Source organism: Streptomyces sp. NPDC012510, from assembly GCF_042955065.1.
GTDB lineage: Bacteria > Actinomycetota > Actinomycetes > Streptomycetales > Streptomycetaceae > Streptomyces.
This window is the reverse complement of the sequence record NZ_JBIBEN010000008.1, coordinates 52,570-65,620: the sequence shown is the minus strand read 5'-3', so window position 1 is coordinate 65,620 and position 13,051 is coordinate 52,570. Positions and strand designations below refer to the sequence as shown.

The 13,051-nt window shown below is 71.6% G+C and carries 12 protein-coding genes; 5 read left to right on the top strand and 7 right to left on the bottom strand.

Annotated elements, in window-relative coordinates:
* Window positions 1-7: 7 nt before the first annotated feature.
* The 3 genes from ACFY9I_RS16920 to ACFY9I_RS16910 form a co-directional block, all read right to left on the bottom strand.
* Window positions 8-199 (bottom strand): hypothetical protein, encoded by a 192-nt coding sequence (locus ACFY9I_RS16920; RefSeq protein WP_391002257.1) that lies wholly within the window; start codon window positions 197-199, stop codon window positions 8-10.
* A gap of 107 nt (window positions 200-306) precedes the next feature.
* On the bottom strand, window positions 307-1,287 hold the full coding sequence (locus ACFY9I_RS16915; RefSeq protein WP_391002255.1) for a DUF4394 domain-containing protein: 981 nt from the start codon (window positions 1,285-1,287) through the stop codon (window positions 307-309).
* 258 nt (window positions 1,288-1,545) lie between these two features.
* Window positions 1,546-2,928 carry a glycine--tRNA ligase gene (locus ACFY9I_RS16910; protein ID WP_391002253.1) on the bottom strand — a complete coding sequence of 461 codons (1,383 nt, stop codon included), beginning with the start codon at window positions 2,926-2,928 and terminating at the stop codon, window positions 1,546-1,548.
* A gap of 206 nt (window positions 2,929-3,134) precedes the next feature.
* On the opposite strand from ACFY9I_RS16910, the gene ACFY9I_RS16905 reads away from it, so the two are divergent.
* The 4 genes from ACFY9I_RS16905 (at window position 3,135) to ACFY9I_RS16890 (ending at window position 6,341) form a co-directional block, all read left to right on the top strand.
* Window positions 3,135-4,112 (top strand): metal ABC transporter solute-binding protein, Zn/Mn family, encoded by a 978-nt coding sequence (locus ACFY9I_RS16905; protein WP_391002251.1) that lies wholly within the window; start codon window positions 3,135-3,137, stop codon window positions 4,110-4,112.
* 19 nt (window positions 4,113-4,131) lie between these two features.
* A complete protein-coding gene (locus tag ACFY9I_RS16900) occupies window positions 4,132-4,899 on the top strand; it encodes an ATP-binding cassette domain-containing protein (protein WP_391002249.1) in 768 nt (255 codons plus the stop codon).
* Between the two features lie 13 nt (window positions 4,900-4,912).
* On the top strand, window positions 4,913-5,857 hold the full coding sequence (locus tag ACFY9I_RS16895) for an iron chelate uptake ABC transporter family permease subunit (protein WP_391002698.1): 945 nt from the start codon (window positions 4,913-4,915) through the stop codon (window positions 5,855-5,857).
* 70 nt (window positions 5,858-5,927) lie between these two features.
* A complete protein-coding gene (locus ACFY9I_RS16890; RefSeq protein WP_391002247.1) occupies window positions 5,928-6,341 on the top strand; it encodes a transcriptional repressor in 414 nt (137 codons plus the stop codon).
* 88 nt (window positions 6,342-6,429) lie between these two features.
* On the opposite strand, the gene ACFY9I_RS16885 is transcribed toward ACFY9I_RS16890, so the two are convergent.
* From ACFY9I_RS16885 to ACFY9I_RS16870, 4 genes are all read right to left on the bottom strand, one after another.
* Window positions 6,430-6,939, bottom strand: coding sequence for a YcxB family protein (locus ACFY9I_RS16885; protein WP_391002245.1), 510 nt, complete (start codon window positions 6,937-6,939; stop codon window positions 6,430-6,432).
* Between the two features lie 3 nt (window positions 6,940-6,942).
* Window positions 6,943-7,782: an isoprenyl transferase gene (locus ACFY9I_RS16880; protein ID WP_391002243.1), complete on the bottom strand. Its 840-nt coding sequence runs from the start codon at window positions 7,780-7,782 to the stop codon at window positions 6,943-6,945.
* 25 nt (window positions 7,783-7,807) lie between these two features.
* Entirely contained in the window at window positions 7,808-8,557 is a 750-nt protein-coding gene (recO, locus tag ACFY9I_RS16875) for a DNA repair protein RecO (RefSeq protein ID WP_391002241.1), read from the bottom strand.
* 186 nt (window positions 8,558-8,743) lie between these two features.
* Window positions 8,744-8,974 (bottom strand): hypothetical protein, encoded by a 231-nt coding sequence (locus tag ACFY9I_RS16870; RefSeq protein ID WP_391002239.1) that lies wholly within the window; start codon window positions 8,972-8,974, stop codon window positions 8,744-8,746.
* A gap of 683 nt (window positions 8,975-9,657) precedes the next feature.
* Between ACFY9I_RS16870 and ACFY9I_RS16865 the strand changes: the two genes are divergently transcribed.
* On the top strand, window positions 9,658-12,768 hold the full coding sequence (locus tag ACFY9I_RS16865; RefSeq protein WP_391002237.1) for a BTAD domain-containing putative transcriptional regulator: 3,111 nt from the start codon (window positions 9,658-9,660) through the stop codon (window positions 12,766-12,768).
* Window positions 12,769-13,051: the final 283 nt, after the last annotated feature.

Sequence of the window (13,051 nt, the reverse complement as noted above, 5' to 3'; positions counted from 1 at the left end):
GACCGCCTCAGGCCCCCGGCCGCCGCAGACCGCGAAGCACCAACTCCACCACCGCCTCGAACTGGGCCTCGACGTCCGGCTGTCGCCAGACCGGGGCGTAGGAGGGGTCGTGGAAGCGGGCGGTGGCGTGGAAGACAGCGCGGGCGGTGGTGACGGGGTCGCACGAAGGCGGCCCTGCGGGAGGCGGTGACCATTTCAATATCTGTCATCTGTCACCTGCCATGCCTCAAAGGCCGCCGTCAGGCGCTGTCAGCCTCATCAGGCAGCCGACAGGCGTCGACCGTCACGCGTCGACCGTCATGGGTGTCACCCCTGTCGCAGCGGAATCGCCAGGTCCACCACCTGCCGCCCCTTCGGGAAGCCGCCGGCCGAACTCGCCCTGCCCGTCAGCAGGTCGACGCCGAAGAGCCGTGCCCCCGTCACCGCGTACCCGGCGTTCACCCCGCTGCGGGGCGAACTGTAGATGTCGAACCCGGAGTTCAGCGGTGCGTCGACGCCGAGCCTGCCGGTGGGGGCGAGGCTGCCCGCGTTGGCCGGGGACTGGAGGGAGATCTGGTCCTGGGTGGTGGCGAGGTCGAAGAGCGTGGTCGCGGTCGAGGTGTCGAGGTCGTTGTTCGTGTACGCCGCCCCGGTCACCCCCTGGGCCGTGACGCCGGCCGTGGCGGGCGGCACCGGCGGGTCGGTGAGGGTGCCGTCGACGGCCGTGGTACCGGCGGCCGGGGCGCCCTGGGGGTCGTCGAGGTTGTGGCGGAGGTTCTGCCCGGTGTCGCTGATCACCCGGAGGCGGTTGGCGGCGGGGTTGAAGTCGACGCCGTACGCCTTGCCCCGGAGGGCGACCGTGAGCTGGGAGACCTTGGTGGCCTTCGCGCCCACCTCGCGGATCGTGTAGACGCCGCCCTTGTCTCCGACGCCGTACAGCTTGTTGTTCTGGACGCGGTAGTCGATGCCGACGAGCTTGGTGTCACCCTTGAGGCCGCCGATCCTGCCGAGCGGGACGGCGGCGCCGGGCTTGTCGACGCGGAAGACGACGAGCCGCCGGTCGGCGGTGAGACCGATCGCCTTCAGCCCACCGGGCACGCGCGCGCCCCCGCCCAGGCCGCTCCCCTTGGACTCGACACCGGCCCCGGTACCGACGGAGTCGCTCCCCGACGCCCCGGACCCTGCCCCTGCCCCTGCCGCTGCCCCCGCCGACGCGGACGATCCGCCCAGGGCCCCCGCCCCGACCGCGCCGACCGTCCCGAGCGCCACCGCCATGGTGATGACGCCGATGACCGCTTGCTTACGCATGTACGCCCCCGTGAAGATGCGCGGCCCGCCCTCTGCGGGCCGTCTGCTCTCCCCTTCGGAACCGGCGACAGGTCCGGATTGGTGGGTCGTACGAGATTTTTCCGGCAACCGCCGAAGTCGGCCGTAAACACCGAGTTCCCCGCACCCTCAGGGGCCGATGGCCCAAAGGGGCGCGGGGAACTCGCGACCAGCCACGACGAAACCCGCGGCCGGCCGAACACTCAAGCCCGGCAGACGAGAACCCGCCGGCCTACAGCACTACGCGCCGACGAGCCGCCCGGCGAGGTACCCCTCGATCTGGTCGAGAGACACCCGCTCCTGCTTCATGGAGTCCCGCTCACGCACGGTCACGGCGTTGTCGTCGAGCGTGTCGAAGTCGACCGTCACGCAGTACGGCGTACCGATCTCGTCCTGACGCCGGTACCGGCGCCCGATCGCCCCCGCGTCGTCGAACTCGATGTTCCAGTTCTGCCGCAGCGCGGTCGCGAGCCCCTTCGCCTTCGGCGACAGCTCCGCGTTGCGGGACAGCGGAAGCACCGCCACCTTCACCGGCGCGATCCGGTGGTCGAGCCGCAGCACCGTCCGCTTCTCCAGCTTGCCCTTGGCGTTGGGGGCCTCGTCCTCGGTGTACGCGTCGAGCAGGAACGCCAGCATCGTGCGGCCGACACCCGCCGCCGGCTCGATGACGTACGGGGTGTAGCGATCACCGGCCTCCTGGTCGAAGTAGAACAGGTCCTGGCCGGAGGCCTTGGAGTGCGCGGTGAGGTCGTAGTCGGTGCGGTTGGCGACGCCCTCCAGCTCACCCCACTCGTTGCCGCCGAACTGGAAGCGGTACTCGATGTCGGCGGTGCGCTTGGAGTAGTGGGAGAGCTTCTCCTGCGGGTGGTCGTACCAGCGCATGTTCTCTTCGCGCAGGCCCAGGCCGGTGTACCAGTTCCACCGCTCCTGCATCCAGTACTCCTGCCACTTCTCGTCCTCGCCCGGCTTGACGAAGAACTCCATCTCCATCTGCTCGAACTCGCGGGTGCGGAAGATGAAGTTGCCGGGCGTGATCTCATTGCGGAAGGACTTGCCCATCTGGGCGATGCCGAACGGGGGCTTCTTGCGCGAAGCGGTCTGCACCTGGGCGAAGTTGGTGAAGATGCCCTGGGCGGTCTCGGGGCGCAGGTAGGCGATCGAGCCGGTGTCCTGGGTGGGGCCGAGGTGGGTGGAGAGCAGACCCGAGAACTGCTTGGGCTCGGTGAACTGGCCCTTGGTGCCGCAGTTGGGGCAGTTGATGTCCACCAGGCCGTTCTCCGGCAGGCGGCCCTTCTTCGCCTCGTACGCCTCCTCCAGGTGGTCCGCGCGGAACCGCTTGTGGCAGGAGGTGCACTCGGTGAGCGGGTCGGAGAAGGTGGCGACGTGACCGGAGGCGACCCACACCTCGGGGGCCAGGATGACGGACGAGTCGATGCCGACCACGTCCTCGCGCGACGTCACCATGTAGCGCCACCACTGGCGCTTGATGTTCTCCTTGAGCTCGACACCCAGCGGTCCGTAGTCCCAGGCGGCGCGCTGACCGCCGTAGATCTCGCTGCACGGGAATACGAAGCCACGGCGCTTGCTCAGGCTGACGATGGTGTCGATCTTGTCGGCGGCCACGGTGCTCTCTTCATTACGACGACGGGCGACGAAGCGATGCGCTCCTGGAGGAAGCGGATGCTCGCTTCAGAGCGAATGCTTCAGGTTACCGGCGGAGGCTGCCCTGCAATCAAATCGGTTCGGGCTCAGACCGGACATAGGCCTTACCCAGGGCTTACCATCAGGCTTGTTGACAATCGTTTCCAGATAAGATGAAAATGACTGTCATGAACGCAGCGCGACGACGATTTCTGATACCCGCGGCGGCGACCGCGGCAGCCGCCCTCGGCCTCACCACGCTCACGGCCTGCGGCGGCGACAGCGCCGCGGCGGGCAACACCGACAAGTTCGACGTCGTCGCGTCGTTCTATCCCATGGCCTTCCTCGCCGAGCAGATCGGCGGGAAGCACGTCAACGTCACCAGTCTGACCCAGCCCGGCCAGGAGCCGCACGACCTGGAGATCAGCGCCAAGCAGACCGCGGCGCTCCAGGAGTCGGACGCGGTGCTCTACCTCAAGGGACTGCAGCCCTCCGTGGACGAGGCCGTCGCGCAGTCCGAGCTGAAGACGAAGATCGACGCCGCCACGCTGACCAGCCTGGAGGAACACGGCAACGAGGTCGGCGGCCACGCGGCCGAGCACGACGACGAGCACGGCGACGAGCACGGCCACGAGGAAGAGGGCGGCAAGGACCCGCACGTCTGGCTGGACCCCGTGAAGTACGCGGAGATCGCCAAGGGCGTCGGCGCCGCCTTCGAGAAGGCCGACCCCGACCACGCCTCGACCTACAAGACCAACACCGAGGCCCTGGTCGAGAAGCTGGGCGCGCTGGACGACCAGTTCGCCAACGGTCTGAAGAACACCGACACCAAGGTCTTCATCACCACGCACGCCGCCTTCGGCTACCTCGCCGAGCGCTACGGCCTCACCGAGGAGGCGATCTCCGGCCTCGACCCCGAGTCCGAGCCGAGTGCCGCCCGGGTCAAGGAACTTGAGAAGATAGCGAAGGCCGACGGCGTGACCACCGTGTTCTACGAGACACTCGTCAGCGACAAGACCGCGAAGACCATCGCCGCCGACGCGAACCTCAAGACCGATGTCCTGGACCCGATCGAGGGCATCACCGACAAGTCGCGCGGCAAGGACTACTTCTCGGTCCAGGAAGCCAACCTCAAGGCCCTCCAGGCCGCTCTGGGAGCCAAGTGATCATTCGGAGGCAGCAGGCATGACCGAGCCCGTCATCGCGTTGCGCGGCGTCCGCGCCGAACTGGGCTCGCGCACGGTCCTGCGTGGCATCGACCTCACCGTGCACCGCGGTGAGGTCGTCGCGCTGCTCGGCGCCAACGGCTCCGGCAAGTCCACCGCCGTACGCGCGGTGATCGGCCAGGTGCCGGCCAGCGAGGGCGAGATCGAGCTGTTCGGCACCCCCAGGCGCCGCTTCCGCGAGTGGCGGCGCCTCGGATACGTCCCGCAGCGCACGACGGCGGCGGGCGGTGTCCCGGCGACGGTGACGGAGATCGTCGCCTCCGGCCGGCTCTCCCGCACCCGCCTCGGCATCCTCCGCAAGGCCGACCGCGAGGCGATCCGCCGGGCCCTGGAGATGGTCGGCATGGCGGACCGCGCCAAGGACTCGGTGAACGCCCTCTCCGGCGGCCAGCACCAGCGCGTCCTCATCGCCCGCGCCCTCGCCTGCGAACCCGAACTGCTGATCATGGACGAGCCGATGGCGGGCGTCGACCTGGCCAGCCAGGAGGTGCTGGCCGCGACCCTGCGCGAGCAGGTCGCCAAGGGCACGACCGTGCTGCTCGTCCTCCATGAGCTCGGCCCGCTGGAGCCCCTGATCGACCGGGCGGTGGTGCTCCGCGACGGCTGTGTCACCCACGACGGCCCGCCCCCCAAGGCGGTCGGCCAGCACGCGCTGCCCGGCCACGACCACGTCCACCCGCACGCGGCACCGGGCGCCGAGCCCGTCCGTACGGGTCTGCTGAGCTGAGAAGGCATTCGTGATGGAGATCCTCGACTACGCCTTCATGCAGCGGGCCCTGCTCGCCGCCGTCCTCGTCGGCATCACCGCCCCCGCGATCGGCATCTACCTCGTCCAGCGCCGCCAGGCCCTCATGGGCGACGGCATCGGCCATGTCGCGATGACGGGCGTCGGCCTCGGCTTCATGCTCTCCTGGTCGCCGGTGTGGATGGCGACGCTGGTGTCCGTGGTCGGCGCCGTGCTGATGGAGCTGATCCGCTGGTACGGCAGGACGCGCGGCGACATCGCGCTCGCGATGCTCTTCTACGGCGGCATGGCCGGCGGTGTGATGCTCATCAACCTCGCGCCCGGCGGCACCAACGCCAATCTGATGTCCTTCCTCTTCGGCTCGCTGTCGACCGTGTCACAGGAGGACATCACCGCGATCTGCGTCCTGGCCGCGTTCGTGATCGTGATGACGCTGGCACTGCGCCGACAGCTGTTCGCGGTCAGCCAGGACGAGGAGTTCGCGCGGGTCACCGGGCTGCCGGTGCGGGCGCTGAACCTGCTCACGGCGGTCACGGCGGCGGTGACCGTGACGGTCGCCATGCGCGTCGTGGGGCTGCTGCTGGTGTCCGCGCTGATGGTCGTCCCCGTCGCCGCGGCGCAGCAGCTCACCCGTAGTTTCGCGGCCACCTTCGCGATCGCCGTGGCCATCGGGGTGACCGTGACGATCGGCGGCACCGTCACGTCGTACTACCAGGACGTGCCGCCCGGCGCGACGATCGTGCTGCTCGCCATCGCCGCGTTCATGGTGCTCACCGCGTTGGCGACACCGCTGGCCAGGCGGCGTGCGAAGGCACTGCACCCGGCCGCCGGAGACCCGGCGGAGTGTGCGGTCGGCGAGGCCCCCGAGGCGGCAGGGGCCGGGGTCGTCAGGGGCACGGTTCCGGCCGGCCGGACCTCCTCCGAGGGGTCCACGGGTTGACCGGCGTCCGACCGGGGTCAGCGCGGGCTGGCACAATGGCCCGGCAGGACCGCGACGTGAGGAGGCAACGGTGACGACCGCTGGACCCGTACGAGGTCGTTCCACCCGGCAGCGGGCGGCGGTGGCGGCGGCGCTCGACGAGGTCGACGAGTTCCGCAGCGCCCAGGAACTCCACGACATGCTCAAGCACAAGGGCGACTCGGTCGGGCTCACCACCGTGTACCGCACGTTGCAGTCCCTCGCCGACGCGGGCGAGGTCGACGTCCTGCGCACCTCCGACGGCGAGTCCGTGTACCGCCGCTGCTCGACCGGAGAGCACCACCACCACCTCGTCTGCCGTGTCTGCGGCAAGGCCGTGGAGGTGGAGGGCCCGGCGGTCGAGACATGGGCCGACGCGATCGCCGCGGAACACGGCTTCGTGAACGTCGCGCACACGGTGGAGATCTTCGGCACCTGCGCGGAGTGCGCGGCGAAGGCCTCGTAGGGCCGGCAGCCGGACAGGCGGCGGACGAAGCCAGGAGGGCCGGCAGTCGTACACGGCCCGGGCCGACCACCCGCGTACTACAGCCGCCTCAGGCCTTCACGGGCCAGGACGGCGCGGAGCCGGTCGGCGTCGGCGGGGTTCGCCAGGCCCGCCTGGGGAGCACCGTGAGGCTGGGGGCGTGAGCGCCGCCGAACAGGACGAAGGTGTGCGGGGTCTCCGCGTACCGGGACACCTGTGACCAGCGAGCCGGGCGCTCGGTGCCGTGGTCGTGCTCGACGGTCACGCCCCACAGGTCCAGCACGGTGCGGTGCAGCCCTCGAGCCGCCGCTCGCCGGTGGAGGAGCCGGGCCTGGAGCCGGGGCAGCAGGACGAGTCCCACGACCGCCGCCGCCGGCATCACGAGGACCTGGGCGCCGGGCGTACCGCCCAGGACCAGCGCCACGACCGTGACGAAGACGCCCGCCCCGGCGGAGAGGAACAGCAGCCGCCGACCCCAGCGGCCGACCGCCGAGGCCCGCGTGGAGGCTCGCACCGCCTCACGGAAGTCCCCGACCGTCGCCCGGTACACCAGCTCGACGTTCTCCCTCGCACCGGACAAGCGTCAGCCCTCCTCCGGCCGCCCCTCCATCGCCAGCAGCTCCTCGTTCGGGATGGCGCCGCCGAAGCGGCGGTCCCGGGAGGCGAACTCCAGGCACGCCCGCCACAGGTCGCGCCGGTCGAAGTCGGGCCACAAGACGTCCTGGAAGACCATTTCGGCATAGGCGCTCTGCCAGAGCAGGTAGTTGGAGGTGCGCTGCTCGCCGCTGGGGCGCAGGAAGAGGTCGACGTCCGGCATGTCCGGGTAGTAGAGGTACTTCGCGAAGGTCTTCTCGGTGACCTTGGAGGGGTCGAGGCGGCCCGCGCGGATGTCCTCGGCGAGTGCCTGGGCCGCGTCGGCGATCTCGGCACGGCCGCCGTAGTTCATGCAGAAGTACAACGTCAGCAGGTCGTTGCCCTTGGTCTGCTCCTGGGCGACCTGGAGTTCCTTGGCGACCGACTTCCACAGCTTGGGCATCCGGCCCACCCAGCGGACCCGGATGCCGAGTTCGTCGAGCTGGTCGCGGGTCTTGCGGATGAAGTCGCGGTTGAAGTTCATCAGGAAGCGGACCTCGTCGGGCGAGCGCTTCCAGTTCTCGGTGGAGAAGGCGTAGAGGGAGATGTTGCGGACGCCGATCTCGATCGAGCCCTGGAGGACGTCGAGCACGCGCTCGGCGCCGACCTTGTGGCCCTCGGTGCGGGGCAGCCCGCGCTCCTTGGCCCAGCGGCCGTTGCCGTCCATGACGATCGCCACGTGCTCGGGGACCAGTTCGCCGGGCAGCTTGGGCGCGCGGGCGCCGGAGGGGTGCGGCTCCGGCGCCCTGTACTCGCGGCGCCGGCGTCCCAGGAACCCGCTTACCACCATGTGCTTCTCGTCTCCTCTGTGGTGCTTACGACTTTTCCACGTACCGAAGGGAGCGCAGTCCGCGCTCCAGATGCCAGTGCAGATACGCGGAGACCAGTCCGCTCCCCTCCCTGACGTACCGCGGCTCGCACGCGTCCGCGGTCTCCCAGTCTCCCGTCAGCAGCGCGCCGAGGAGTTCCAGGGCCTGCGCAGAGGGTACGACGCTGCCGGGCACCCGGCACTCCGCGCAGACGGAGCCGCCGGCCCCGACGGAGAAGAAGCGGTTCGGGCCGGGCAGACCGCACTTGGCGCAGTCGCCGAAGCTGGGGGCGTAGCCGTTGACGGCGAGCGAGCGCAGCAGGAAGGCGTCGAGGACGAGGTGCGGCGCGTGCTCGCCCCGGGCGAGGGTGCGCAGCCCGCCGACGAGCAGCAGATACTGCTGCACGGCGGGCTCGCCCTCGTGGTCCGTGAACCGCTCGGCCGTCTCCAGCATGGCCGTCCCGGCGGTGTAGCGGGCGTAGTCGCTGACGATGCCGCCGCCGTACGGTGCGATGGTCTCGCTCTGGGTGCACAGGGGCAGCCCGCGTCCGATCAGCTCGCTGCCCCGCGCGAAGAACTGCACGTCCACGTGCGAGAAGGGTTCGAGCCGCGCCCCGAACTTCGACTTCGTCCGCCGCACTCCCCGGGCCACGGCCCGCACCCGCCCATGCCCCCGAGTGAGCAACGTGATGATCCGGTCCGCCTCACCCAGCTTCTGGGTGCGCAACACGACGCCGTCGTCCCGGAACAGACTCATCGCACGCCCCCGGGCTTCACCTGCCGGGGATACGGGGGGCGCCCCCCGGAAGAACACAGCATGATCCGGTCCGCCCCACCCAGCTCCCGGGTGCGCGACACGATGCCGTCGTCCCGGAACACGCTCATCGCACGCCTCCCGGGGTCTGCAGACTCATGCCGCCCATTCTCGCCTACGGCCACCCCTTCAAGGGACCTCACCCCGGCTGCGGGCGTTCTCGTACGCGGTGGCCGCGCGGAGCCGTTCTATGGTCGTCGCGGCCCGTACGGCCTCGGGGGCGCAGTCCCACTCCCGGCCGCCGCCGACCGGCCGGAGCTGGACGTACGGCCCCTCATGGCCCATGACCTGGCCGACCTCTCCGGTGCGGGTGTCGACCGCGTAGGTGCCGATCGCCGGCTTCTTCCCGTTACCGCTCACCGCAGGGCCGCCGCCGAAATGCCCGAGGACGGCAGAACAATTCCCGCCGTTCCCGGTACCCGCCGCAATTCCTCCACCGAATCCTCCGCCTCTTCGACGCGTCCGCCGAGTCTCGTCCCCCGAGCCCTTCTCCTGCTGCCTCCACGGTGCTCCCCCGCCCCATCGAATTTCACTCTTCGCATCTCTTCGATGACCTTCTGTGTCTAAACTCGGCCGGAGTCTGTCCTCCACAACTTCGAGGCAGCGCAAAGGCGTTGCCCTGACCAATGGAGAGAGCGGCGCTGTATGAGAAGGCCGTGCCTTCGACGCCGTTCACGGACCCTCCGACCGCCGACGCGCAGCCGCCCCTGCGGCCGCCGCTGCCCACCGACACCGCCACGCGGCCCCATGGCCCGGTGACCTCATGGCCCCAACCACCGCGGCCCCATCACCCCGTGGCCCCCTAACCACCGTGGCCCCATGGCCACATGACCTCACGGCTCCCCCACGGCATCGCCACAGGTGGTCCGCACACAGGTGGGGAATCTCCGCGTTGCCCACCTAAGATTCCCTTCGGTTCCCCCGTTTTCCGACAACTCGCGGCGCATCGCGCGTCATGGGAAACCACTCGGCGTGCATCAGCGTCGAACGTTGCGTGAGCAACCGCTGTCCCGGCGGTCCGACGGCACGGAAGATGGGGACCCGTGGAGCTGGAATTCCGACTGCTCGGCCCGGTCGAGGCGTGGCACGGTGACAGAGCCCTGCGGCTGGGCGGGCCGAAACCGCGTGCGCTGCTGGCCGTGCTGCTGCTGCGGTCCGGACAGGTGGTGCCGGCGGACGCGCTGGTGGATGTGATCTGGGGGGACGAGCCCCCGGACACCGCGCGGGCGCTGGTGCAGACGTATGTGTCGGCGCTGCGGCGGGCTCTACCGGCGGAGGCGGCGGAGGCGATCGAGACCCGGCCGCCGGGGTACGTGCTGCGGCCCGGCGTCGGACGGGTCGACCTGGCGGAGTTCGAGGCGCGCACGGCGGACGGGCGGCGGGCCGCCGCGGAAAGGGACCCCGAGCGGGCCGCGCGGCTGCTGCGGGAGGCGCTGGACCTGTGGCGCGGGCCGGCCCTCGGCGGGGTCGGGGAGGCGCTGCGGGGTGAGGCCGTGCGGCTGGAGGAGGCACGGCAGGCGGCCCTGGAAGAGCGCATCGCCGCCGATCTGGCGAGCGGCGGCCACGAGGCGGAGCTGATCACCGAACTGACCGCGCTGGTCCGGGCGCATCCGACGCGGGAACGGCTGCGCGGGCAACTGATGCTGGGCCTGTACCGACTGGGCCGGCAGGCCGACGCGCTGACCGTGTACGCGGACGGGCGGGCCGTGCTCGCCGACGAGCTGGGGCTCGATCCGGGCCCCGAACTGAACCGGCTGTACGAGGCCATCCTGCGGGCCGACCCCACCCTGGTCACCGCCCCCGTCCCCTCGCGGGAGACCCCAGCCGCCCCGTCCCGGCCCGTCTCCCTGCTGCCGCCCGCCATCGGGGACTTCACCGGCCGCGAGGAGGAACTGGCACGGGTCGTAGGCGAGTTGAGCGGCGAGCGGGAGGCGATGCCCGTCGTCGTGGTCTCGGGGGCCGCCGGGGTGGGCAAGTCGGCGCTCGCCGTGCAGGCCGCGCACCGGCTGGCCGGCGAGTACCCCGACGGGCAGCTCTACGCCGAACTGCACGGCTTCAGCGAGCCGGTGCCGCCCGCCGAGGCGCTGGGCCGGTTGTTGCGTGCGCTCGGCGCGGACCCGCCGGAGGACACGGCCGAGCGCGGCGACCTGTTCCGCAGCCTCGTCGCCGGGCGGCGGATGCTGCTGGTACTGGACGACGCGAACGGCGAGGCCCAGGTGCGGCCCCTGCTGCCGGGCAGCGCCACCTGCGGGGTGCTGGTCACCTCCCGGGCCCGGCTCGCCGGGCTCGTCGGCGCCCGGCGCACCGACCTGGGTGTGCTGGACGACGTACGCGGTCTGGAGCTGCTGACCAGGGTCACCGGGCCGGAGCGCACCCCGGACGATCCGCACGAGGAGGCCGCCGCGCGGCGGATCGTCGAACTGTGCGGCGGGCTGCCGCTGGCTCTGCGGATCGCCGGGGCGCGCCTGGCGACCCGGCGGCACTGGACGCCCAGCGTGCTCGCCGAGCGTCTGGCCGACGAACACCGCCGCCTCGACGAGCTGTCGGTCGGCGACCTGGAGGTACGGGCCGGCCTCGGTCTCAGCTACCAGGCGCTCGACGAGTGCGCCCGCCGGGTGCTGCGCCGCATCGCCGTACTGGGCTCCGCCGACGTCGCGCTGTGGACGGTCGCCGCGCTCGCCGACACACCGGAGGACGAGGCGGAGGAGATCCTGGAGCGCCTCCTGGACGCCCAGTTGATCGACTGCCCCGGCCGCGACCAGATCGGCCAGCCCCGCTACCGCCTCCACGACCTGGTCCGTGTCTACGCCGCCGAACGAGCGGAGACCGAGGACCCGGTGGCCGATCGCACGGAGGCGGTGGGGCGAGCGTTGTCCGCCGGGCTGTGGCTGATGGACCGGGTGACGGAAACGGCCCCGTCGGGTGCGGTGATCCTGCGACAGAGGCTCGCCCTGAAGGGGCGCGGGGCTGTCACATGTGCGGCTCCGCCGCGCGGGCGCGATCAACCACACACGACCGGCAGTCACAAACCGGCCGAACCCCCCACCCCCGTAGGCACACAGACCGCCGACCGCGCCTTGGCGGACCCCTTCGCCTGGTTCGACGCCGAAGCGGACACCCTCACCACCGCCGTCGAGCGTGCGGCGGCGCTCGGCCTGCACACCCTCGCCTGCGAAGCGGCGGCGTCACTGTGCTCCTCCTCGTTCGCCATCAAGAACCGCTTCGACGCCTGGTGGCGCAGCCACGACGCCGCCCTGGCCGCCGCCCGCCGCGCCGAGGACCGCTCCGGCGAGGCGCTGCTGATCATCGGCCTCGGTCAGCTCCGCTACGAGCAGGACCGCATCGCCGAGTCCCAGGAGTACTTCCGCACCGCCGAGCGGATCTGCACCGAACTCGGCGATGTTCGGGGCCGGGCCGCCGCCCTGGCCGGTCTCGGCAGCGCCTGCCGGGAGGTCGGTGAATTGCGGGAGGCGGAACGGGCCCTGACCGACGCCGCGGACGGTTTCCGGCGGATCGGCGACGACACCGGGGTCGGTGTCGCCTGCCGGTACGGCGGCTCCGTACGCCTCGAACTCGGCGACCAGGAAGGCGCGTTCCCGCTCCTGGACGAGTCGCTGCGGGCCTACCGCCGGCTCGGCAGCAGGCGCGGCGAGGCACTCGCGCTGCGCACGCTCAGCCTGGTGCACCGCTCGCTCGGCGCCTACGAGAGGGCCGCGCGCGTGGCCGAGCAGGCGCTGGAGATCCTGCGCGACCTCGGCGACCCGCACATGGCGGCGTACGCGCTGCGGGCCCGGGCCAAGGCCCGGCTGCGGCTGGGGCACGTCCGGGAGGCGGAGACGGAGCTGCGGGAGATCCTGGAGGTCTGCCGCGCCCATGAGGACCGCTTCGGCGAGGCCCTGACGCTGCGGACGCTCGGCGAGTGCGCGCTGGCGGGCGGCCGGCTGACGGACGCGGAGGGGCTGCTGACCGCCTCCGCCGCCCTCTGGGGCGTCCTCGCCCTGCCGCTGCCCCGGGCCCGCGCCCTGCGCGACCTGTCCGTCGTCCGCGCCGCGCTCGGCGACCGGGCGGGCGCCGACGCCCTGCGGGCCGAGGCCATGGCGGTCTTCGACGCCTGCGAGGCTCGCGAACGGCACGAACCGTGGCCGTGGGTCTGACCCGAGGCCGGCGGGTGCACGCGACCCGAGACCAGTGGGAGCACGCGGCCCGGTGCCGGCGGGAGGCGCGCCGCGGGCAGGGGTGTGGGCCGGGCCGGAGCCGTGCCACGAGGCGGCGCGGCTGAAACCCGCTCTCCCGCGGAGCCGAAACCCGCTTGCGGCGGACTTGCAGAGAACTTCCAGCGGAGTGCGCCATTCTCGTTGTCCTCGGGGGAACAACGGATCGGCCGGGCGACCACCGCCCGGCCGGTCGACCCACCGGAGCGCACAGGGGACGGACCGG

What these genes read in the sequence shown, in the direction of transcription:
- ACFY9I_RS16915 (WP_391002255.1), bottom strand. Translation starts at nt 1,287, where the DNA reads ATGCGTAAGCAAGCGGTCATCGGCGTCATCACCATGGCGGTGGCGCTC.
- ACFY9I_RS16905 (WP_391002251.1), top strand. Translation starts at nt 3,135, where the DNA reads ATGAACGCAGCGCGACGACGATTTCTGATACCCGCGGCGGCGACCGCG.
- ACFY9I_RS16900 (WP_391002249.1), top strand. Translation starts at nt 4,132, where the DNA reads ATGACCGAGCCCGTCATCGCGTTGCGCGGCGTCCGCGCCGAACTGGGC.
- ACFY9I_RS16895 (WP_391002698.1), top strand. Translation starts at nt 4,913, where the DNA reads ATGGAGATCCTCGACTACGCCTTCATGCAGCGGGCCCTGCTCGCCGCC.
- ACFY9I_RS16880 (WP_391002243.1), bottom strand. Translation starts at nt 7,782, where the DNA reads ATGGTGGTAAGCGGGTTCCTGGGACGCCGGCGCCGCGAGTACAGGGCG.
- recO (WP_391002241.1), bottom strand. Translation starts at nt 8,557, where the DNA reads ATGAGTCTGTTCCGGGACGACGGCGTCGTGTTGCGCACCCAGAAGCTG.